Consider the following 21,751-nt stretch of genomic DNA (forward strand, 5'->3'; position numbering starts at 1 on the left):
GCGGTTAATGTTTGGAGGCCGGGGATTCATGACCCTCCAGGGCGATTGCCGGGCTGTCGTCATGTTCTCGATCGTTCTCGTCGCCCACCGCATGGCCGAAGACTTCCGGCAGCAGGAAGATGGAGGCGAGGAAGGCGCAGAACGGCGCGATAGCGATAATCATCGAGGCGACCGGTACGCCGACCGCTTCAAACAGGGCCGGGAAGACCAGGGTGGTAACGAAGGCGGTGACCTTGACGATGGTGTAGCCGATGCCGGAGGCCACGCCGCGATAGCGCGGTTTTGCCACCAGCGAGATCACCGTCATGCCGCTTTCGGAATCCCAGTAGTGGCCCCACAGCATTAGCGCCGCGCCGAAGATGATAAATGCGAAGCTGCTGCTGTAGACGCCCCACGCCGATATCGAAATACCGATAGTGACCAGCAGGAAGCCGTATTTGCTCAGTCCCTTATGCCCGAGCTTCGGCAACAGCAGCGGGCCGACAAATGCCGAGAGCGCGGCGATACAGTTCACCGCCAGCAGGGCGAGGTTATTCTGGATCTGCCCGGAAATCCCGATGGTCACGAGGATCAGCGGCAGGAAGAAGGAGAAGGCGTAGTTTTCAAACGACTGCACGGCGCAGGAGAACCAGCCGAACAGGGTGGTGCGGCGGGTAAACGGACGGCGGAACAGATCGTGCAGCGTCTCTTTGAGCGTCGGGTCGGCGATAGTGACGTTTTCATTGGGCAGAATGTCGTCCAGCAGACGGCCATCCTGTTCGCCGTAATATTCACGGGAGGCTTTTTTCGCTTCGATAAAGCGGCCGCGTTCGACGAACCACGCTGGCGTCTCCGGCAGCTCCCGACGCATAAACAGCAGCAGGCAGGCCGGGATCGCCGGGACCGCCAGCACGATGCGCCAGATCATATCCGGGTGAACATCAAGCGCCACCAGCGTGGTGACCAGCAGAATGGCGGCGATAATCCCCAGCGCGAACATAAACTGCCAGCGGTTAGCCATCACTTCGCGCTTGCCCTTCGGCATCACCTCCATGATGTAGGTAAAGCCGTTAGCCACGTCCGCACCCACCGGGATCCCGGCGAGGCAGCGAATAATCGCCAGCCAGTACATATTGGGCGCCAGGCCCTGAAGAACGGCGAAGATCGCGAACAGGATCATCGACCAGAGGAAAATTTTACGCCGTCCGAGCTTATCGGTCAGCCAGCCGCCGAGCAGCGCGCCGACCACCGCGCCGAGCTGGGTGCCGGCGGCGGTAAAACCGAGCAGCCAGCTGCTGGGCTCATAAATATCTTTCAGGGCGAATAAAATAAACGCCATGGAATAAATATCCCATGACTCAATTAATAATGCGGTGATCATTAGCCATCCCGCTTTGGTGCAGCCAGGGGCCTCCTGCAGATCGAGCCGTTTCTTTGCCTTCTGGATAATAAATTCAATATGTTGCTGCTGATACATATAATCCTCTCTTATCCGGGCAGGCGGAGAGCCCGCCCGGACAGATGCGCGTTGATCCGCTCTTTATGGGCGATAAAGAGACGAATAAAGCGGATGTTTGCCAGGATCGCTAACAACGTAAAAATTACATAAGCGAATCAGTTGTTATTTCATTAATAAATGCGCATCGCCTGCGATAAAGACTTTCATATTTTGCGTCAGCGCCTGGGCAATAAAGGCGTTCAGCACTTCGGATAATACCTCCTCCTCTACGTAAGCCAGACTGAGATGGTTGCTCTGGTGTCCCGCCATTAAATCGTCGCGCGAAACCCCGTCGAGAACGGCGTTGAGTAACGGCCACTCGTAGTTGGTCGCCCGGCGGCGGCGTTCGAATTCGTCATGCGGTAGTTCGACGGCGGTGCCGGTGCCGATATGCAGGATCACCTGGGTGCCTTCGTAGTGCGCTCGCGCCCAGATAAAGCGTCCGGCTTTGCCCTGACCGGCAATGGTCGAGCCGCCATAGGGGAAGAACATCGCCGGCTGGCGATAGCCGGTGGCCCCGGCGATCCCGCCTTTCAGATGGGCGAACGGCACAGCGCCGGAGATCTCCAGATCCCAGTAGAACGTGCCGTTGTACTCGCTACCCCAGCGGATATCGTGAAGGGTGGTTTCGCTCGCCATGCCCAGCGCGCCGAGCAGCTTCGCCAGCATCACCTGCGGGATGGCGCTGCCCATATCCACCTCGTTGATGCAGGGGATCGGCGCGTCCGGACAGACGATCTCGCCATTCTCATCCGGGATCGGGAAACGTTCCGCGTTACCGATGGCGCCTTCGGCAAAATCCGAGGCGGCGCAGCTGTCTTTGAGCCCCTGCTGATACTGCACGCCCACTGCCGTCAGGCCGAAGCGCTTCACGAAGCGCGCCATGGCGATCATCATCGCGCACTGTTCCAGCACCTGCTCCCGGGTCAGATCCTTCGTCCCGTCGGCGCCGAACCGGAAGCGCATACCGCGGGTCTCATACCAGTCGAGACAGGCTTCGCGCAGGGCGGTCGGCACCTTGTTCATTTCAACCAGCAGCGCCGATTGCGACAGCGACTCCACCGGCATCCCTACGTCAATCATCGCTTTTTGCGGGAACACGCCGTTGATCATCCCCATACAGAAGGTATCGAACAGCCCGACAATGGCCTTGTGTTTGAGGATCGACTGCCCAACCTTCACGCCAATCTGCCCGGCTTCGCTGGCCAGCAGCGGCGCGCTGGGCGCAACCGGATGCAGATAGCTGAGCTTATGGCTGAGATGGCCGTCGCGCAGCCAAGTGTCTAAGCCGCGAATAAACGCCTCGTCGGCGAAGGTTTCCGACCAAAGCCGCGAGTAGTTGCGCTCCAGGCTGGTGAGGCAGCCTGCCATACAGAGCATGCCGACGAGGCCCGGCCAGGTACCGTCAAAATTGGCGAGCAGCAAAATAGGGCCGCGATGATGTACCAGCGAAGGAGCAAGGTGATGGGAGTATTGCCAGGCGGTAAGCAGGACAATAACCGGCGCATCCGGATCGATCCCGGCGAACAGCTCGCTACCCTCTTTCTGGCTGCTGATAAACCCGTGACCGCGCTGCTCGTTGACCGGATGGGCGCGGCGCAGGCGATAGCCTAATGTTTCCAGCGCCGTTTCCAGACGCTCTTCAAACAGCTTCTGCGTGGGCCAGCAGGTGACGTTAGCCGGTTCGCGGAGATCCGCATTGGTCACCATCAACACTTCGCCTGGCTGCGGGGTAATAAGCCCGGCTTCCGCGGGTAACGTTAAATTCAGCATGTGAATTTCTCCTGTAGGGGATAGGTCGCTTAGTTATCGTTGAGCGTGCTGCGCCGGGGTAAGCGCGGCATCAATCGTTCTGTTGCTGGCTAATTTCTTAAGCTAACTCGAATTAGCAAATTAGGATAAAAAAAAGACAGGAACAAACTCTTTACTGGGGATTTGTGATGGCTATCAATGTGCAATTATTAACTTATTAATATTTAACTCTTTATTTTAAACGGTGGGTCGAGGTGACAGGGAACGCTTGCTGAGGCGGCATAAAGGCGGGCAGCAAAGCGGACGGGAAGCGCTGCGGGGACGGTAAATCAGCGTTAAATATATAATTGATTGAAATTAATGAATTATTTACGTTATTTCGTGAGCGATTTGTCTCGCGGCGCTAGGGCGGGTGTTAAAATTTAACCGATCCTGGTCACACTCTTTTAGCATTTACGTTGTGAATCTCCGTATCTTGTTATAATTAGCTAATTCGAGTTAGCTTGCGGGCGATTTTCCCTCGCGACCGCGGTTAGCCAGGCGCTGCCCGACTTAACAATAATGATTCAGGACAGAGGATTTAATGATGACTATGCTTACCTCGCCCGCCATGACCCCTGCAAAAAATGAACAAACATCGCAACAAACGCATGAAAGAAGAAAGCTGCTCACCGTGCTGGGCTCCGGTCTTTCCGGCACAACGATTGAGTTCTATGACTTTTTTATCTACGGCACCGCCGCCGCGCTGGTGTTTCCGTCGCTGTTTTTTCCTAACCTCTCGCCGCTGATGGCGCTGCTGGTGTCCTTCCTGACGCTGTCGATTACCTTCGTCAGCCGGCCCATCGGGGCCATCGTATTTGGCCACTATGGCGATAAGATCGGCCGCAAAAAATCGCTGGTTCTGTCGCTGATGATTATGGGGATTTCGACTTTTTTCATAGGCTTAATCCCCAGCTACGACACCATAGGCAACGCCGCGCCGCTGATACTTATCTTTTTGCGCCTCTGCCAGGGCTTTGCCATCGGCGGCGAATGGGGTGGGGCGACGACGCTGATCACCGAGTATGCGCCGCGCCATCGCCGGGGCTTTTTCGGCACTTTTGTTCAGTTGGGCAACGTGCTTGGCCTGTTTATCGCCACCGGCGTTTTTGCGCTGGTGGTGATGCTGCCGGAGGATGACCTGATGTCCTGGGGCTGGCGCGTGCCTTTCCTGTTAAGCATCGCGCTGCTGTTTGTCGGGATGTTTATCCGCTCAAGGATCGAAGAGACGCCGGTGTTCCAGGAGAATCAGAAACAGCAGCAGAACGCGCCGAAAGCGGCGGAGCAGAAGTTTCCCATTCTCACCGTACTCAAGCATCACCGTAAAGCGGTGTTCCTGGCGATGGGCATGCGCATGGGGGAGATTGTTCTGGGCTGGCTGACGGTGGCGTTCTTTATGTCCTATGTGACAAGGGAACTCAACTTCACTCGCGAAACGGCGCTGAACGGGCTGCTGCTGGCCAGCTTTGTCGGCATTTTTACCTTTCCGTTCTTCGGCTGGCTTTCCGATAAAATTGGCCGCCGACCGGTCTATCTGGCCGGCGCCGCCATCACGCTGATCTTTGCTTTCCCGCTATTCTGGATGATCGATTCCGGCTCGGTGAAGATGTTTATGTTCGCCACCACCTTCTGCTATTCCGTGGGGCTGGGCATGATGTTCAGCGTTCAGCCGGCCTTCTTTTCGGAGCTTTTTGACACCAGCGTGCGCTATACCGGCGTCTCGCTCGGCTTTCAGCTGGCGAACATCGTCGGCGGCCTAACGCCGATGATCGGTACCTTGCTGCTGGTGTGGTCCGGCGGCGCATCGTGGCCCATCTCGCTGTTTCTCGCCTGCATGGCACTGATTACCATCCTGTGCGTCTGCGTGACGCGGGAAAGCTATAACGATGAGCTTAATGAGGTGAAGAAGTAGCCGGGGAGGGTTGCCCCGCCATGACCGGCGGGGCGGGCGTATCAGAACAGATTAAATTTATATTCGATAATCACTTCCGAAGAGAGCGAGTTGGCCCGGCTGTAATGGCCGTCGGTAAGCACCGGCGTTTTGCCATTCATCTTATAGGACCAGCCCGGCCCGAACATCGCCCAGACGGTGAGATTTTTCAGTCTTGGGTGCGTCGGCACCCAGCGGCTGAAGGCGTTAATTTCCCCGGTACGGACGTGGTTGCCGCGGTAGTTAAACTGGGCGATGTTGCCGGCGAGACCGATCGCCAGCTCCGGCGTCAGGTTATAGTCCGACATATTAGAGAGAACCAGTTCACCGTCGCGCATATAGTCGTTACCGGCGTAAGCCATTGAGATAAAGGTCCCGCGCGAGTTTTTACTCATATGGCGCGGGTAGAAGCCCACTTCATTGGCCTTGTTCGCATCGGTATAGCCCAGACCCCACTTGGTGCTCCAGTTGTCCGCCTGCCACTTCACATCCATGGCGATGTGCCAGGCGTCGTCGTCAAAGTCACGCTTATTCGCTGGCATCGCTTTATACTCGTCCAGCGCGTGAGTGGCGTAGACCTGAGTACCGATGTTCAGCGCTTTTATCGGCTTAATATTGGTAAACAGAATATGGCGGCGCAGATAGTTATCGCTTTCACCATAGCCGTACTGCATGTTCAGGTGCTCGCTTTGCCACAGAATATCGCCGCTGGCGATATGGTTAATGTACTGTCCGCTGTTGGTCTGGAAGCGTTTCTTATCCGGCGAGTTACGATCCATCGCGCTTTCGATGTACGCGCCGCGCAGCGTGAAGGGGCCGTAGTTCACCGCGCCGGTCCAGCCCAAATAGGTGGTCGGAGAGAGTCGGGTGGAGTTGGAGATGACGCCAAAGTTTTTCATCGTCTGCCAGCCCCAGCGGGCGTTCAGATGAGTGTCCGCCAGGCGATACTGTAGCTTGACGTTGCGTTGACCAAATTTGGAAAAGCCTTCAGCGTTGCTCTTTTTATTCCCGCTGCCGTTGTTATACAGCACGCCGCGGGAGTTAAAGTAATCGCTGGCGCCGAGCTTGACCGCTCCGTAGTAAGTGGCATCAAAGCCAATAATATCGGCAAAATAGCCGGACTGATAATCGACGGCGACGCCCTGACCCCAGGCATTATGGACTTTCTTTGGCTCGGTCTCTTCTTCCTTAAGATATTTCCAGTAGTTTTTAAACGATAAATTCATATGGGACTGGCTGAATAACGGATCGTCGAGCACGGTATCGATATAATCGCGCTCCTTCAGGCTGTTAGTGGTCGAAGCTGACCAGGCGCTGGCGGGAATAGCCAGCAGCATAATGGCGACTGTTGTAGTATTGATTTTCATAATAAACCCCAGAGTAGGGACGCAGCGATCCAGGCGAGGTGTTTTCGCCTGAAGTCTGCCGTAATAAATAATTAAGCGTGGGTATTATTTTTTATCGAGAGCCTGTTTTCCGGCTTCAACATATTTCATGGTGCCAATTTCTGGAACGGTATATTTGCCGTCTTTATAAACAATTTTAACCACCGCGGCATTGGCAAGCGGCTTGTTTTTCGCGTTATCGTCGGTTAAATCGGAAATCATAATCTGCATTGCGGTACCGGATGAAATTGCCAGCACGTTTTTATCGCCCCGGGCCTGCGCGTTTTCAACGATAGTGTGCAGCGCTGCCTGGGTACGGGTTTTTACCTGCTGATAGTTTTCCGCCATACCCTTTGGGTCGGCCGCTGCCAGCGCGTTCTGGTTGGTATCGACGGCCAGGGTGCCCGCTTTCATTTGGCTGAACAGCGCAGCGCCGTCTTTAAGCCCCAGCTGTCTGGCGCCGGCGTCGGCCATATCTTTGTTATAGCCGCCTTCGAAACCGCCGAAGAAGGCTTCCCGCAGGCCGCTGAGCTCAGTAAGTTTGTAATCACTTACTCCGGTTTGCTTAAGGATCACCTGCATGGTTTCACGCTGACGTCCGGCATCGCTGGAATAGAAGCTATCAAAAGGAATACCTTTAAGCCCCTCGCCGAGATAACGAGCGACGCGAATGCCGTCTTCGGTAAGCGGTGAGTCCGCCCAACCCTGCACGCGGTCAAACGTATTCAGCAGCGTTTTGCCATGACGGGCGAAATAGATATTCACGCCGTCATCGTTTTTAACTTCCGCCGCAGAGCAGGTTGCCGCGCCTGCCGCCATCATTAATGCTATTAGCCACTTCTTCATATAACGCTCCACCTGAATGGTCTTTTTATAAGCAAAAAAAAACCTACGTCAGATATTCGACGCGAAGCATAAATAAGATTATGTTCGCTCGAACGTCTATAACGTAGGTTTCGCCTGTTCTAAACAGTAACAATCCAACAAGGGCGACGTTAGCACTAATTATGAGAAAAGACATCCTCTATTTATTATGAATGTCAATAAATGTGATCGTCTTCATGGAGGTAATTTTGTTGATTGAGTTGTATCTTAAGTTTAATTTTCAGATTAATTGGCAGTTTTCGGCTTAAATAATTTTAGAGGATTGATCTCCGTCACAGAATAATGATGTCCGGGCTGGACTCTTTTACGCTCTGGCGTTATTTTCGCAGCACTCTGGGATTGTTACTGACCACAGGCAAAACCTAAGACCCCTGTCCGCCAATTTGGCGTGCGGCAGGAGTCTTAGGTTTTTTTTTGCGCCTAAGAAATACCTCTGCTACCCAACAAGGAGTGATGATGAGAACGAAAATCCTGACTGCCGCCATTCTGGCGTTATCTGCCGCTGGCGTACAGGCTGCTGAAAAACCGCTGAAAATACTGCTGGTTAACGACGATGGCTGCCAGTCTGTGGGGACCACTTCGCTGCAGGAAAAACTGGCGGCCAAAGGGTATGACGTCTGGATGGTGGCGCCGGCAACGAATCAGAGCGGTATCGGGTCGGCAATTACCTTTAAGACGGGTAAAGTTTTTGATGTCAAAAAAGCCGCTGACAAACGCTACTGCTTCCCTGGAACTCCTGCCGATGCGCTGGATTTTGGCCTGTGGGGCGTGCTGAAAGACGCGCCGCCGGATCTGGTGATTTCGGGCGTCAACGATGGTCCCAATACCGGTATGGCGCAGGTTAACTCCGGCACCGTGAGCGCCGCGGCCCGCGCCGTACGCTACGGTTTCCCGGCGATTGCCGCCAGCATTGGCTACCGCTTCACGGAAGAAGAAATGAAGAACAAATGGCCGAGCACGCATAAGTACTGGCCTGATTCGGTGGATTATGTCGTCTCGCTGGTGGATAAACTTAACGCCGCGCATAAACCGGGAAGCCCGATTATGCCGCAGGGGGCCGGGTTGAGCATTAACTATCCGCCGCTGCCGTCGGCTGAAATTAAGGGCGTTCATTATATTGAGAATGAACAATTCCCTGTGCCGCAGATTGGTTATGAACTTCTGGCGGACGGTACCGCCAAACAGACGATGAATCCGGAGGCGATGAAACCGGCGGAAGGGGATAATGACTCGGGCTGGCTCAACAAAGGATATATTACTTACACCCTGTTTGATGGTTCATGGAACGCGCCGCACTACCAGGCGCAGTTTGAGGCGCTGCTCGGTAAATGATGCTGTAGCGATAGTAAAGAAGAAGGCGCGGGTTCCGCGCCTTCTTTATATGAACCGATGATGAAGCTATTCGTCGAAGAACCAGTAGCCCTGGTTAATCAGGCGGGTCAGATCGGCAATAAAAGCCGGATTGCGCAGCGCGGCCTCGCCTAGCTCCTCTTTACCCAGCAGGGTATAGCGGCACAGTGCGTCCAGAGCCGCGGGATCGGTTGGCTCCAGCTGTTCGCTATTCACAAAGAAGCTGTCGCCGATGTGCAGTACGCGCAGGCCGCTCAGGCGAGTCAGCATTTCACCGCCCGCCAGCGCGTCGACAATCTCCTCTTCTTCAAAAGGCGGTTCAGCGGGCGCAATATCCAGCTCGTGGCGCGGCGTGGTGGCAAAACGCCCAAACCAGCGGCGGAAATCTTCCGGCTGGCTAATCATCTCGATCATCATGCCGCGCAGGCGTTCCAGTTCATACTCTTCTACCCGTCCCGGATGTTCGCGGCAGGTCAAATCCGGATCGCTGTAGTGCTCGCCGCCGAGATCGTTTTCCAGCGCGTAATCGGCAAAGCTGCTGATCAAATCGCGGCCGTTTGGCCCACGGAAGCCGACGGAGTAGTTCAGCGCCGTTTCGTGAGTGATTCCGTCGTGCGGGAATCCGGGCGGAATGTACAGAATATCGCCAGGTTGCAGATCTTCATCAATGATCGGCGGGAACGGGTCAACGTGCAGCAGCGCCGGATGCGGGCAGAACTGACGCATCGGTAGCTTATCGCCCACGCGCCAGCGGCGGCTGCCCATGCCCTGAATAATAAAGACGTCGTACTGGTCGATATGCGGGCCCACGCCGCCGCCCGGTACGGAAAAGGAGATCATCAGATCGTCTAAACGCCAGTCCGGCAGCACGCGGAAGGGGCGCACCAGTTCAGCGGCGGGCATATGCCAGTGGTTTACCGCCTGAGCCAGGAGCGACCAGCCGGTTTCGCCCAGGCCATCAAAATGTTCAAACGGCCCGTTGCTGGCCTGCCATTGACCGTTCTTGAAGCTCACCAGTCGACTATCGACTTCCGGTTCCATGGCCAGCCCGGCCAGCTCATCCGGCGTAATCGGATCGACGAAATTCGCGAAAGCCTTCTTTAATACGACCGGCTGCTTTTGCCAGTACTTTTCTAAAAACTCAGGCCAGTTAATGTTGAGTTGATAAGCCATAGGTTCATACCAATAAGAAGAAACGGGCCTGATTATAGAAATATGCATCCTCAAGCCGCTTTGTCATGGGTCAAGGCTGGTGCTTAATTCATCATCTGAAGTTACGACAGGGTAAGAGAGGGGGAAACGTCAAGCGGATAACGTTGATTTTCGCAAAATGTCGCTTTTGCCTGAATTCGCTGCAGCCCGCGTGGCGTCTGGCTTTCCCCCATTTTTTCCGGCGTGGAGGGAGCGTGAGAAGTTTAAATTATGAGCGTTTGATAAGTTTTTTGTATTTTAAGGGTTGCTATATCCCGGCAGCTCCCTATAATGCGCTCCCACTGACACGGCAGATGTGAATCACTTCACAAACAACCGGGTCGGTTGAAGAGAAAAAATCCTGAAATAACGGGTTGACTCTGAAAGAGGAAAGCGTAATATACGCCACCTCGCAACGGTGAGCGAAAGCCGCGTTGCACTGCTCTTTAACAATTTATCAGACAATCTGTGTGGGCACTCAAAGTGACATGGATTCTTAGCGTCCTCGGACGAAAAATGAATACCAAGTCTCAAAGAGTGAACACGTAATTCATTACGAAGTTTAATTCTACGAGCATCAAACTTAAATTGAAGAGTTTGATCATGGCTCAGATTGAACGCTGGCGGCAGGCCTAACACATGCAAGTCGAACGGTAGCACAGAGAGCTTGCTCTCGGGTGACGAGTGGCGGACGGGTGAGTAATGTCTGGGAAACTGCCTGATGGAGGGGGATAACTACTGGAAACGGTAGCTAATACCGCATAACGTCGCAAGACCAAAGAGGGGGACCTTCGGGCCTCTTGCCATCAGATGTGCCCAGATGGGATTAGCTGGTAGGTGGGGTAACGGCTCACCTAGGCGACGATCCCTAGCTGGTCTGAGAGGATGACCAGCCACACTGGAACTGAGACACGGTCCAGACTCCTACGGGAGGCAGCAGTGGGGAATATTGCACAATGGGCGCAAGCCTGATGCAGCCATGCCGCGTGTATGAAGAAGGCCTTCGGGTTGTAAAGTACTTTCAGCGGGGAGGAAGGTGTTGAGATTAATAACCTCAGCAATTGACGTTACCCGCAGAAGAAGCACCGGCTAACTCCGTGCCAGCAGCCGCGGTAATACGGAGGGTGCAAGCGTTAATCGGAATTACTGGGCGTAAAGCGCACGCAGGCGGTCTGTCAAGTCGGATGTGAAATCCCCGGGCTCAACCTGGGAACTGCATTCGAAACTGGCAGGCTGGAGTCTTGTAGAGGGGGGTAGAATTCCAGGTGTAGCGGTGAAATGCGTAGAGATCTGGAGGAATACCGGTGGCGAAGGCGGCCCCCTGGACAAAGACTGACGCTCAGGTGCGAAAGCGTGGGGAGCAAACAGGATTAGATACCCTGGTAGTCCACGCTGTAAACGATGTCGACTTGGAGGTTGTTCCCTTGAGGAGTGGCTTCCGGAGCTAACGCGTTAAGTCGACCGCCTGGGGAGTACGGCCGCAAGGTTAAAACTCAAATGAATTGACGGGGGCCCGCACAAGCGGTGGAGCATGTGGTTTAATTCGATGCAACGCGAAGAACCTTACCTACTCTTGACATCCAGAGAACTTAGCAGAGATGCTTTGGTGCCTTCGGGAACTCTGAGACAGGTGCTGCATGGCTGTCGTCAGCTCGTGTTGTGAAATGTTGGGTTAAGTCCCGCAACGAGCGCAACCCTTATCCTTTGTTGCCAGCGGTCCGGCCGGGAACTCAAAGGAGACTGCCAGTGATAAACTGGAGGAAGGTGGGGATGACGTCAAGTCATCATGGCCCTTACGAGTAGGGCTACACACGTGCTACAATGGCATATACAAAGAGAAGCGACCTCGCGAGAGCAAGCGGACCTCATAAAGTATGTCGTAGTCCGGATTGGAGTCTGCAACTCGACTCCATGAAGTCGGAATCGCTAGTAATCGTGGATCAGAATGCCACGGTGAATACGTTCCCGGGCCTTGTACACACCGCCCGTCACACCATGGGAGTGGGTTGCAAAAGAAGTAGGTAGCTTAACCTTCGGGAGGGCGCTTACCACTTTGTGATTCATGACTGGGGTGAAGTCGTAACAAGGTAACCGTAGGGGAACCTGCGGTTGGATCACCTCCTTACCTTAAAGAACCTGCCTTTGTAGTGCTCACACAGATTGTCTGATAGATGTAAAGAAGCAAGACGGCTGCGAAGTCGCGACACCTCGTGTCCCCTTCGTCTAGCGGTTAGGACTCCGCCCTTTCACGGCGGCAACAGGGGTTCGAATCCCCTAGGGGACGCCACTTGCTGGCTGTGAGTGAAAGGCACAACCAACCGATATCTCAAAACTCATCTTCGGGTGACGTTTGAGATATTTGCTCTTTAAAAATCTGGATCAAGCTGAAAATTGAAACGACACACAGTTAATGTGTGTTCGAGTCTCTCAAATTTTCGCGACACGATGATGTTTTACGAAACATCTTCGGGTTGTGAGGTTAAGCGACTAAGCGTACACGGTGGATGCCCTGGCAGTCAGAGGCGATGAAGGACGTGCTAATCTGCGAAAAGCGTCGGTAAGGTGATATGAACCGTTACAGCCGGCGATGTCCGAATGGGGAAACCCAGTGCAATTCGTTGCACTATCGTTAACTGAATACATAGGTTAACGAGGCGAACCGGGGGAACTGAAACATCTAAGTACCCCGAGGAAAAGAAATCAACCGAGATTCCCCCAGTAGCGGCGAGCGAACGGGGAGCAGCCCGGAGTCTGAATCAGCTTGTGTGTTAGTGGAAGCGTCTGGAAAGTCGCAGGGTACAGGGTGATACTCCCGTACACTAAAACACACAGGTTGTGAACTCGAAGAGTAGGGCGGGACACGTGGTATCCTGTCTGAATATGGGGGGACCATCCTCCAAGGCTAAATACTCCTGACTGACCGATAGTGAACCAGTACCGTGAGGGAAAGGCGAAAAGAACCCCGGCGAGGGGAGTGAAAAAGAACCTGAAACCGTGTACGTACAAGCAGTAGGAGCCCACTGGTTGGGTGACTGCGTACCTTTTGTATAATGGGTCAGCGACTTATATTCTGTAGCAAGGTTAACCGTATAGGGGAGCCGCAGGGAAACCGAGTCTTAACTGGGCGTTAAGTTGCAGGGTATAGACCCGAAACCCGGTGATCTAGCCATGGGCAGGTTGAAGGTTGGGTAACACTAACTGGAGGACCGAACCGACTAATGTTGAAAAATTAGCGGATGACTTGTGGCTGGGGGTGAAAGGCCAATCAAACCGGGAGATAGCTGGTTCTCCCCGAAAGCTATTTAGGTAGCGCCTCGTGAACTCATCTTCGGGGTAGAGCACTGTTTCGGCTAGGGGGTCATCCCGACTTACCAACCCGATGCAAACTACGAATACCGAAGAATGTTATCACGGGAGACACACGGCGGGTGCTAACGTCCGTCGTGAAGAGGGAAACAACCCAGACCGCCAGCTAAGGTCCCAAAGTCATGGTTAAGTGGGAAACGATGTGGGAAGGCCCAGACAGCCAGGATGTTGGCTTAGAAGCAGCCATCATTTAAAGAAAGCGTAATAGCTCACTGGTCGAGTCGGCCTGCGCGGAAGATGTAACGGGGCTAAACCATGCACCGAAGCTGCGGCAGCGACACTATGTGTTGTTGGGTAGGGGAGCGTTCTGTAAGCCGTTGAAGGTGGCCTGTGAGGGTTGCTGGAGGTATCAGAAGTGCGAATGCTGACATAAGTAACGATAATGCGGGTGAAAAACCCGCACGCCGGAAGACCAAGGGTTCCTGTCCAACGTTAATCGGGGCAGGGTGAGTCGACCCCTAAGGCGAGGCCGAAAGGCGTAGTCGATGGGAAACAGGTTAATATTCCTGTACTCGGTGTTACTGCGAAGGGGGGACGGAGAAGGCTATGTTGGCCGGGCGACGGTTGTCCCGGTTTAAGCATGTAGGCGGATGTTCCAGGTAAATCCGGAACGTCACTAACGCTGAGGTGTGATGACGAGGCACTACGGTGCTGAAGTGACAAATGCCCTGCTTCCAGGAAAAGCCTCTAAGCATCAGGTAACATCAAATCGTACCCCAAACCGACACAGGTGGTCAGGTAGAGAATACCAAGGCGCTTGAGAGAACTCGGGTGAAGGAACTAGGCAAAATGGTGCCGTAACTTCGGGAGAAGGCACGCTGATGGTAGGTGAAGCGACTTGCTCGTGGAGCTGAAATCAGTCGAAGATACCAGCTGGCTGCAACTGTTTATTAAAAACACAGCACTGTGCAAACACGAAAGTGGACGTATACGGTGTGACGCCTGCCCGGTGCCGGAAGGTTAATTGATGGGGTTATCCTCACGGAGAAGCTCTTGATCGAAGCCCCGGTAAACGGCGGCCGTAACTATAACGGTCCTAAGGTAGCGAAATTCCTTGTCGGGTAAGTTCCGACCTGCACGAATGGCGTAATGATGGCCAGGCTGTCTCCACCCGAGACTCAGTGAAATTGAACTCGCTGTGAAGATGCAGTGTACCCGCGGCAAGACGGAAAGACCCCGTGAACCTTTACTATAGCTTGACACTGAACACTGGTCCTTGATGTGTAGGATAGGTGGGAGGCTTTGAAGTGTGGACGCCAGTCTGCATGGAGCCATCCTTGAAATACCACCCTTTAATGGCTGGTGTTCTAACGTGGGCCCGTAATCCGGGTTGCGGACAGTGTCTGGTGGGTAGTTTGACTGGGGCGGTCTCCTCCTAAAGAGTAACGGAGGAGCACGAAGGTCAGCTAATCCTGGTCGGACATCAGGAGGTTAGTGCAATGGCATAAGCTGGCTTGACTGCGAGCGTGACGGCGCGAGCAGGTGCGAAAGCAGGTCATAGTGATCCGGTGGTTCTGAATGGAAGGGCCATCGCTCAACGGATAAAAGGTACTCCGGGGATAACAGGCTGATACCGCCCAAGAGTTCATATCGACGGCGGTGTTTGGCACCTCGATGTCGGCTCATCACATCCTGGGGCTGAAGTAGGTCCAAGGGTATGGCTGTTCGCCATTTAAAGTGGTACGCGAGCTGGGTTTAGAACGTCGTGAGACAGTTCGGTCCCTATCTGCCGTGGGCGCTGGAGAATTGAGGGGGGCTGCTCCTAGTACGAGAGGACCGGAGTGGACGCATCACTGGTGTTCGGGTTGTCATGCCAATGGCATTGCCCGGTAGCTAAATGCGGAAGAGATAAGTGCTGAAAGCATCTAAGCACGAAACTTGCCCCGAGATGAGTTCTCCCTGACCCTTTAAGGGTCCTGAAGGAACGTTGAAGACGACGACGTTGATAGGCCGGGTGTGTAAGCGCAGCGATGCGTTGAGCTAACCGGTACTAATGAACCGTGAGGCTTAACCTTACAACGCCGAAGATGTTTTGGCGGATTGAGAGATTTTCAGCTTAGATTCAGAGTTGAGTACGCAATAATTTGCGCAGCAGCAAGGCGACAAGCGAAGGAAAGGAGGAAGCATACTGAGGTATGTGACTGACTTTGCGAGCGCGGGCAACGCGGCTGATGCGATAAAGAATTGCGTACTGAGCACAAAGAATTTGCCTGGCGGCGACAGCGCGGTGGTCCCACCTGACCCCATGCCGAACTCAGAAGTGAAACGCCGTAGCGCCGATGGTAGTGTGGGGTCTCCCCATGTGAGAGTAGGGAACTGCCAGGCATCAAACAAGTGAAGAGCCCATCCTGACGGATGGGCTTTTTGCGTTTTTGTCGTCTGAGAAATCCGTATTAAAGCCCGGCAAGGATCCTTTACCAGACCTTTTTCACGATAGGGCATCCGCAGTACTTAAGCGAAATAAGTATATATCGCTTTGAAATAAAAGGTTTTTTGTACTTAACCTGGCGTCACAACGAGAGCGATGAATTGTGCAGAGAGCTTGCCGGCAAAATCACTGAACGCCGTAACGGCGAATAGCATAGATCTATCTAAACCTCATTTTTATCGAAAACTGATCAGCCAGGAATTTACTCTGTGAATAAATTAATTCTATGGCAAGTGCGTTTTTATTGGCGTGAACGTTATATGGAAATAAAAATAGAGATAAACGCGTTTCTGAATATTTAACAGGAATTATATTAAGAATATTACCCGCATAACTCTTAAGTTATTCTAAAGTCATCAGGTTAACAAATAGATACGAAACCCTCTCCCCTGCCGAGCACACAGGCATAACAGCTGGACTTTTTCTGCGAAATGACTTAGTGTCCTTAACACTTTGTTAACTCGATCTGGTTTAAGTTAATTCAAATTTGCTAAAAACATAGGGTGCATTGCCTGTATGGAAGCTAACCCGGTAACGTCTTTTGACGAATAGTGCATGTTACCGGCTGGCAATATGAGAATATTAATGAAAATTCTGATTAACTGGCCTCCTTTGCGCCAACTGATACATTATATCCGGGAGCGTTTTACCTTTCTGGTCCTGCTCTGCTGGCCGGCGATCATCTGGCTGGTTTGCCGGGCGCTTGTCTGGTTAACGGATGGATTGATGGTTCTTCTGGGTAAACCCACCGACCACTCGTTTACCGTGTATCTTCAGCCGCTTATGACGCTAAGTGCGCTGCTGAGAATTTCCGTCAGCTGGGTGCTGCTGCTGTTTATCCTGTTCAGCATGGCGATGGGATTCACCTGGGCTCTGCGGCGCTTTATGAATCGCCATAAATAGCGCCGATGCCGCGACCGGCAGAGCGCGACATCGGTATTGCCTCAGGCCATTTCCCCGATCGTCTTACGAAAACGCAGTAGGGCGATAGTAAAAAACACGCCACCGATAGCCAGCAGCGTCAGAAACTGCGGCCAGACGATAGAGAAATCAGCGCCTCGATAAAGAATGGCCTGCGCCAGGCTGACAAAGTGGGTCGTCGGCATGGTGAGCATAATATCTTGTACAGCCTGCGGCATACTTTCCCGGGGCGTGGAGCCGCCGGAAAGCATCTGCAGCGGCAAAAGCACCAGAATCATCAGCAGCCCCAGCTGCGGCATGGAACGCGCCACCGTGCCCATAAAAATGCCGATTGAGGTAGTGGCAAACAGGCTCAGGGCCACTCCAAGCATAAAGAGCGGTATCGAGCCTTCTATCGGTACCTGCAGCACGCCCTGAACCATCAGGATCAGGGAGAGTCCGGAAACCACCAGCACCACCAGCCCCATTGACCATATCTTCGCCATCATGATTTCAAACGGCGTGACCGGCATAACCAGCAGGTGCTCCACGGTACCATGTTCCCGCTCGCGTATCAGCGCCGAGCCGGTCAGCACGATCGCCAGCATGGTGATATTGTTGATAATTGCCATGACGGCGCCGAAACGCTCCTGCTCCAGGTTCGGGTTAAAACGCATCCTGACGGCCAGCTCAACCGGCAGCGTACCGTTGTCCCGGTAGCGGGCGACAAAGCTGTTCACCTCGCCGGTGACGATATTCTGGATATAGCTATTGCCGGTAAACGCCTGGCTCATTCGCGTCGCGTCGACGTTAACCTGTAGCTCGGGCTGGCGTCCGGCCAGAACGTCGCGCTGGAAATCCGGTGGAATATTGATGGCGAAAGTATAGCGCCCCGCATCCAGTCCGGCGTCCATCTCATCAGCTGTAATCAGCGCCGGCGGCAAAAACCAGGGCCGGTAAAAACCATTGATAATACGCGATGAAAGCTGCGACTTATCCATGTCGGCAATAGCGATGGGCGCCAGATGCAGCGAACCCGGCATAACGGTCGCGGAGGAGTAAACCGAGACGGTAAAAGCAAAGACAATCAACGTCAGCATCGCTTTATCGCCCAGCAGGCTGCGTAGCTCTTTCATCCCCAAATTATAAATATTGCGTAGTCCGCGCATTATCCCTCCTGTTTTTTCAACAGCCACACGCTCAGGCCCAGCACCAGCGGAACCGCGATAAGCAGCGGAATAAAGGATCCCCACAGGTCGGTCAGATTCAGCGCTTTGGAAAACGTTCCTCGCGCGATGGTCAGAAAGTGGCTGGTTGGATAAATCTGGCCAATCCAGCGCCCGGGGCCTTCCAGCGAGGCGACGGGGTCGATCATCCCGGAAAACTGCGTCGCCGGGATAAGCGTAATGATCGCGGTGCCGAAAATCGCCGCAATCTGGCTTTTCATAAAGGTTGAAATCAGCAGGCCAAGTCCGGTGGCGATAGTGACGTAGAGCAGCGCGGCGAGGGTGAGCGTCAGAAAACTCCCTTTGTGCGGCACGCCAAAAACAAAGACCGACAGCGCGCAGAGCAGGAAGAAGTTGAACATCCCCAGCACGATATACGGCACCTGTTTACCCAGCAGAAATTCGCTGCGGGTGGTTGGCGTCACGTACAGATTGATGATTGAACCAAGCTCTTTCTCGCGGACCACGCTGAGCGCGCTGAGCATCGCCGGGATCATCATTAACAGCAGCGGAATCACCGCCGGTACAATCGCCGGCAGGCTCTTCACATCCGGGTTATAGCGATAGCGGGTCTCGATGGAAATCAGTGAGGTATCGCGATTGGGGCTGGCCTGGCGACCGGCCATCTCCTGCAGCCAGGCCAGATGCATGGCCTGCACGTAGCCGCGCACCGTCTCCGCGCGGTTCGGCATCGCGCCGTCCACCCACACGCCAATCTGCACCGGCGTTCCCCGGGCGATATCGCGGCCAAAATTAGGCGGAATTTCAATCGCTACCGCCAGCTCGCCGTTGCGCATTCTTCTGTCCAGTTCGCTATAGCTTTGCAGCGGCGGCTGTTCGATGAAGTAGCGTGAGCCGGCGATATTTTGCGACCAGCCCTGGCTGCTGATGGTCTGGTCGCGGTCGAGCACCGCAAACCGCAGATCTTCGACGTCCATACTGATCCCATAGCCCATAATAAACATCAGGATCACGGTGCCGAGCAGTGCCAGAGTCGATCGCACCGGATCGCGGCGCAGCTCAAGCGCTTCGCGGCGGCTGTAGCTAAACAGGCGCTGCAGGCTGAACGCCTGACGCGGCGCCACGCTTTCGGCTTTATGTTCCATCGCGGGAATCGGTGCAGCCTGCGCATCAGGCGGCTGCGCGGCATCCGCCGCTTCCTGTAGCCAGGCGATAAACGCCTCTTCAAGGCTGGCCGATCCGCGCTGCTCCACCAGCGCCTGCGGCGTATCGCTGGCCAGCACTTTTCCGGCATGCATCAGCGAAATGCGATCGCAGCGTTCCGCTTCATTCATAAAGTGGGTGGAGATAAAAATGGTCACCCGGTCCTGACGCGCAAGATCGACCATCAGCTGCCAGAACATGTCCCGGGCTACCGGATCGACGCCGGAGGTGGGTTCATCAAGGATTAACATTTCCGGGCGGTGGATCACCGCGACCGCCAGCGAGAGGCGCTGGCGGATACCTAGCGGCAGCGAAGCGGGCAGGGTGTCCTCAACCTCTTCCAGCATAAAGCGCTGGCTCATTTCGGCGATCCGCCCCGGGATCTCCGCATCCGGGATGTGGAACAGGCGGGCATGCAGCTCGAGGTTTTGCCGTACGGTCAGTTCGCTATAGAGGGAGAAGGCCTGCGACATATAGCCAACGCGGCGGCGGGTTTCGATATCCCTGGGGTCGACCGGCTGGCCAAACAGCCAGGCCTCGCCTTCGCTGGCCGGTAGCAGCCCGGTCAGCATTTTCATGGTTGTTGATTTGCCGCAGCCGTTAGATCCGAGGAAGCCGAAAATCTCGCCGCGGGCGATGCGAAAGTTGACGTGATCAACGGCGACAAATTGACCGAAGCGCATCGTCAGCCCGCGCGCTTCAATCGCAACTTCGCTTTCATCGGCATTGCGCGGCGGGATGATCACCTCTTTATGCGCCAGGCGCTGGGCTTCGGGAAGCAGGGCGATAAACGCCTGTTCCAGCGTCTGACTCGCCGTGTGCGCTTTAAGCTCATCGGCGCTGCCGGTCGCCAGAACTTCCCCCGCGTTCATGGCCACCAGCCAGTCAAAGCGCTCCGCCTCCTCCATGTAAGCGGTGGCGACCAGGACGCTCATCTCCGGCTGACGCTGGCGGATGCTGTCGATCAGATCCCAAAACTGCGCCCGCGAGAGGGGATCGACGCCGGTGGTGGGTTCATCGAGGATCAGCAGCTGCGGGTCGTGAATGAGCGCGCAGCACAGGCCGAGCTTTTGCTTCATCCCCCCGGAGAGTTTTCCTGCCGGGCGGTCGCGAAACGGCGCCAGGCCGGTACTCTGGAGCAGCTCATTGATGCGGATGTCGCGTTCGGCTTTATCATGGCCGAACAGACGGGCGAAGAAATCGACGTTTTCATAGACCGATAGGGTATGGTAGAGGTTCTTCCCCAGCCCCTGGGGCATCCAGGCGATTTTCGGGCAGACGTCCTGGCGATGACGTACCTCGCTCATATCGCCGCCGAGCACCATAATGTTGCCGTGCTCAATCACGCGCGCGCCGGAGATCAGCGATAGAAGGCTGGACTTGCCCACGCCGTCGGGCCCGATCAGGCCCACCATACGGCGAGCGGGAATGCTCAGCGTAATGTCCTTCAGCGCGACGGTTGCGTCAAAGTGCTGGCTGACGTTTTCCAGGCGGGCGACGGTTTTCATTGCGGCAACCTCACCGTCAGCGCTTCAGGCCACGCCTGCTGGTTATCCAGACGAACCCAGGCCATCCCGGGCAGGCCGGTCTTCACATACTCCAGATGCTCCGCCAGCAGCTCTGGCGGAATACGGGCTTTTACGCGGAACATCAGCTTCAGCCGTTCATCGCTGGTTTCCACCGTTTTAGGCGTAAACTGCGCCACGCTGGCGACAAAACTGATATTGGCGGGGATCACCAGATTCGGCGCGGCATCGAGGATAATTCGCGCTTCGCTGCCCAGCGCCAGCAGACCCGCCTGCTCGGTAGGCAGGAAGAAGGTCATATAGACATCGGATAAATCGACCATATTCAGCACCCGGCCGCCCGCCGCCAGCACCTCTCCCGGTTCGGCTACGCGGTACTGAATGCGGCCATCGCGCGGGGCTTTCAGCTCGCTATCGTCGATATCGGCGATAATCCGCCGTTCGGTCGCCTGGGCGGCCTCGACCCGGGTTTGCGCCTGAATGATGCTGGTGCGCGCCGCCTCAATCGCGGCCCTGGCGGCAGAGACCTGCGCTTTGGCGGATTCCAGCGCCGCCCTGGCGCTTTCTGCCGCCGCCTGGTCGTCATCCAGCTGCTGCGCGGAGACCGCGCCGCGCTGCGAGAGCGTGCTGGAGCGGACGTGACGTTTAGCCGAGGAGTTCAGCTCCGCCTGCCGCTGCTTCACCACCGCTTCCGTAGCGCGCATTTCGCTTTGACGCTGGTCGAGCAGGGCTTTCGCGGCGGCAATCGCGCTCTCTGCTTCCTTGATTTGCGCGGCGGCCTCCAGCCGTTGTTCGTTGAGTACCCGGGTGTCCATACGCGCCAGCACGTCGCCCTGGCGAACAAACTGCCCCTCTTTGACCAGGATGGTGTCGATACGCCCGGCGGTTTTGGTGGCGATATCGACTTCAGTGGCTTCAATCCTGCCGTTACTGCTGGCAAAGCCCGCTGGAATCCCCGGCGGGCGCAGCATCCACCATGCCGCTGCGGCAATCACCACCGCTAAACCAATAACGTATCCAACCCAACGCCGTTTGATTTTGTCCATACGCGACTCGCTTTGTTCCATAGGCTGAGTGGTGCGCGCTTCTCCTCCGCATGGCGGAGTTTCGTCTCTTCAGGGAAGGGAGATAT

General features: G+C 55.0%; 11 protein-coding genes, 1 tRNA gene and 3 rRNA genes. 7 read left to right on the plus strand and 8 right to left on the minus strand.

Translation table 11 applies throughout. The features are described from left to right. Positions 1 to 4 precede the first annotated feature (4 nt). The gene (locus BJF97_RS03900) at positions 5 to 1,456 is read right to left on the minus strand and encodes an MFS transporter (protein ID WP_032694265.1); all 1,452 of its coding nucleotides are present in this window, start codon (positions 1,454 to 1,456) and stop codon (positions 5 to 7) included. Positions 1,457 to 1,600: 144 nt separating this feature from the next. After that, complete coding sequence (locus tag BJF97_RS03905; RefSeq protein WP_032694264.1) at positions 1,601 to 3,250, minus strand: signal transduction protein; 1,650 nt, start codon at positions 3,248 to 3,250, stop codon at positions 1,601 to 1,603. A gap of 565 nt (positions 3,251 to 3,815) precedes the next feature. Here BJF97_RS03905 and BJF97_RS03910 point away from each other — a divergent pair. Next, positions 3,816 to 5,180 carry an MFS transporter gene (locus BJF97_RS03910; RefSeq protein WP_014227732.1) on the plus strand — a complete coding sequence of 455 codons (1,365 nt, stop codon included), beginning with the start codon at positions 3,816 to 3,818 and terminating at the stop codon, positions 5,178 to 5,180. A 41-nt stretch (positions 5,181 to 5,221) separates the two neighbouring features. On the opposite strand, the gene BJF97_RS03915 is transcribed toward BJF97_RS03910, so the two are convergent. Continuing rightward, positions 5,222 to 6,565: an OprD family outer membrane porin gene (locus BJF97_RS03915; RefSeq protein ID WP_009654447.1), complete on the minus strand. Its 1,344-nt coding sequence runs from the start codon at positions 6,563 to 6,565 to the stop codon at positions 5,222 to 5,224. Between the two features lie 84 nt (positions 6,566 to 6,649). Beyond that, positions 6,650 to 7,429, minus strand: coding sequence for a histidine phosphatase family protein (locus BJF97_RS03920; protein ID WP_032694263.1), 780 nt, complete (start codon positions 7,427 to 7,429; stop codon positions 6,650 to 6,652). 495 nt (positions 7,430 to 7,924) lie between these two features. Between BJF97_RS03920 and surE the strand changes: the two genes are divergently transcribed. Beyond that, entirely contained in the window at positions 7,925 to 8,800 is an 876-nt protein-coding gene (surE, locus tag BJF97_RS03925; protein ID WP_014837294.1) for a 5'/3'-nucleotidase SurE, read from the plus strand. Positions 8,801 to 8,866: 66 nt separating this feature from the next. Here the strand turns inward: surE and BJF97_RS03930 are convergent, their stop codons facing one another. Next, positions 8,867 to 9,991 carry a ribosomal protein uL16 3-hydroxylase gene (locus BJF97_RS03930; RefSeq protein ID WP_032694262.1) on the minus strand — a complete coding sequence of 375 codons (1,125 nt, stop codon included), beginning with the start codon at positions 9,989 to 9,991 and terminating at the stop codon, positions 8,867 to 8,869. A 603-nt stretch (positions 9,992 to 10,594) separates the two neighbouring features. Here BJF97_RS03930 and BJF97_RS03935 point away from each other — a divergent pair. The 5 genes from BJF97_RS03935 to BJF97_RS03955 all read left to right on the plus strand — a co-directional run bounded on the left by BJF97_RS03935 (position 10,595) and on the right by BJF97_RS03955 (position 16,706). Further along, a 16S ribosomal RNA gene (locus BJF97_RS03935) occupies positions 10,595 to 12,134 on the plus strand. Between the two features lie 87 nt (positions 12,135 to 12,221). Next, positions 12,222 to 12,296: transfer RNA gene (locus tag BJF97_RS03940), tRNA-Glu, on the plus strand. A 190-nt stretch (positions 12,297 to 12,486) separates the two neighbouring features. Then, positions 12,487 to 15,390, plus strand: a 23S ribosomal RNA gene (locus BJF97_RS03945). A 194-nt stretch (positions 15,391 to 15,584) separates the two neighbouring features. After that, positions 15,585 to 15,700: ribosomal RNA gene (gene rrf / locus BJF97_RS03950) — 5S ribosomal RNA — on the plus strand. The 16S, 23S and 5S rRNA genes sit together here with 1 tRNA gene alongside, the layout of an rRNA operon. A gap of 688 nt (positions 15,701 to 16,388) precedes the next feature. After that, positions 16,389 to 16,706 carry a hypothetical protein gene (locus BJF97_RS03955; protein WP_032693050.1) on the plus strand — a complete coding sequence of 106 codons (318 nt, stop codon included), beginning with the start codon at positions 16,389 to 16,391 and terminating at the stop codon, positions 16,704 to 16,706. A gap of 41 nt (positions 16,707 to 16,747) precedes the next feature. On the opposite strand, the gene BJF97_RS03960 is transcribed toward BJF97_RS03955, so the two are convergent. The 3 genes from BJF97_RS03960 to BJF97_RS03970 are packed head-to-tail and all read right to left on the minus strand — an operon-like array spanning position 16,748 to position 21,665. Beyond that, entirely contained in the window at positions 16,748 to 17,872 is a 1,125-nt protein-coding gene (locus BJF97_RS03960) for an ABC transporter permease (RefSeq protein ID WP_014837297.1), read from the minus strand. After that, the gene (rbbA, locus tag BJF97_RS03965; protein WP_032693048.1) at positions 17,872 to 20,601 is read right to left on the minus strand and encodes a ribosome-associated ATPase/putative transporter RbbA; all 2,730 of its coding nucleotides are present in this window, start codon (positions 20,599 to 20,601) and stop codon (positions 17,872 to 17,874) included. The genes BJF97_RS03960 and rbbA overlap by 1 nt, the downstream gene beginning before the upstream one ends. Next, positions 20,598 to 21,665 (minus strand): HlyD family secretion protein, encoded by a 1,068-nt coding sequence (locus tag BJF97_RS03970; protein ID WP_032693056.1) that lies wholly within the window; start codon positions 21,663 to 21,665, stop codon positions 20,598 to 20,600. The genes rbbA and BJF97_RS03970 overlap by 4 nt, the downstream gene beginning before the upstream one ends. Positions 21,666 to 21,751 lie beyond the last annotated feature (86 nt).

The sequence above is a fragment of the Klebsiella sp. LTGPAF-6F genome (assembly GCF_001753185.1).
Taxonomy (GTDB): domain Bacteria; phylum Pseudomonadota; class Gammaproteobacteria; order Enterobacterales; family Enterobacteriaceae; genus Klebsiella; species Klebsiella michiganensis.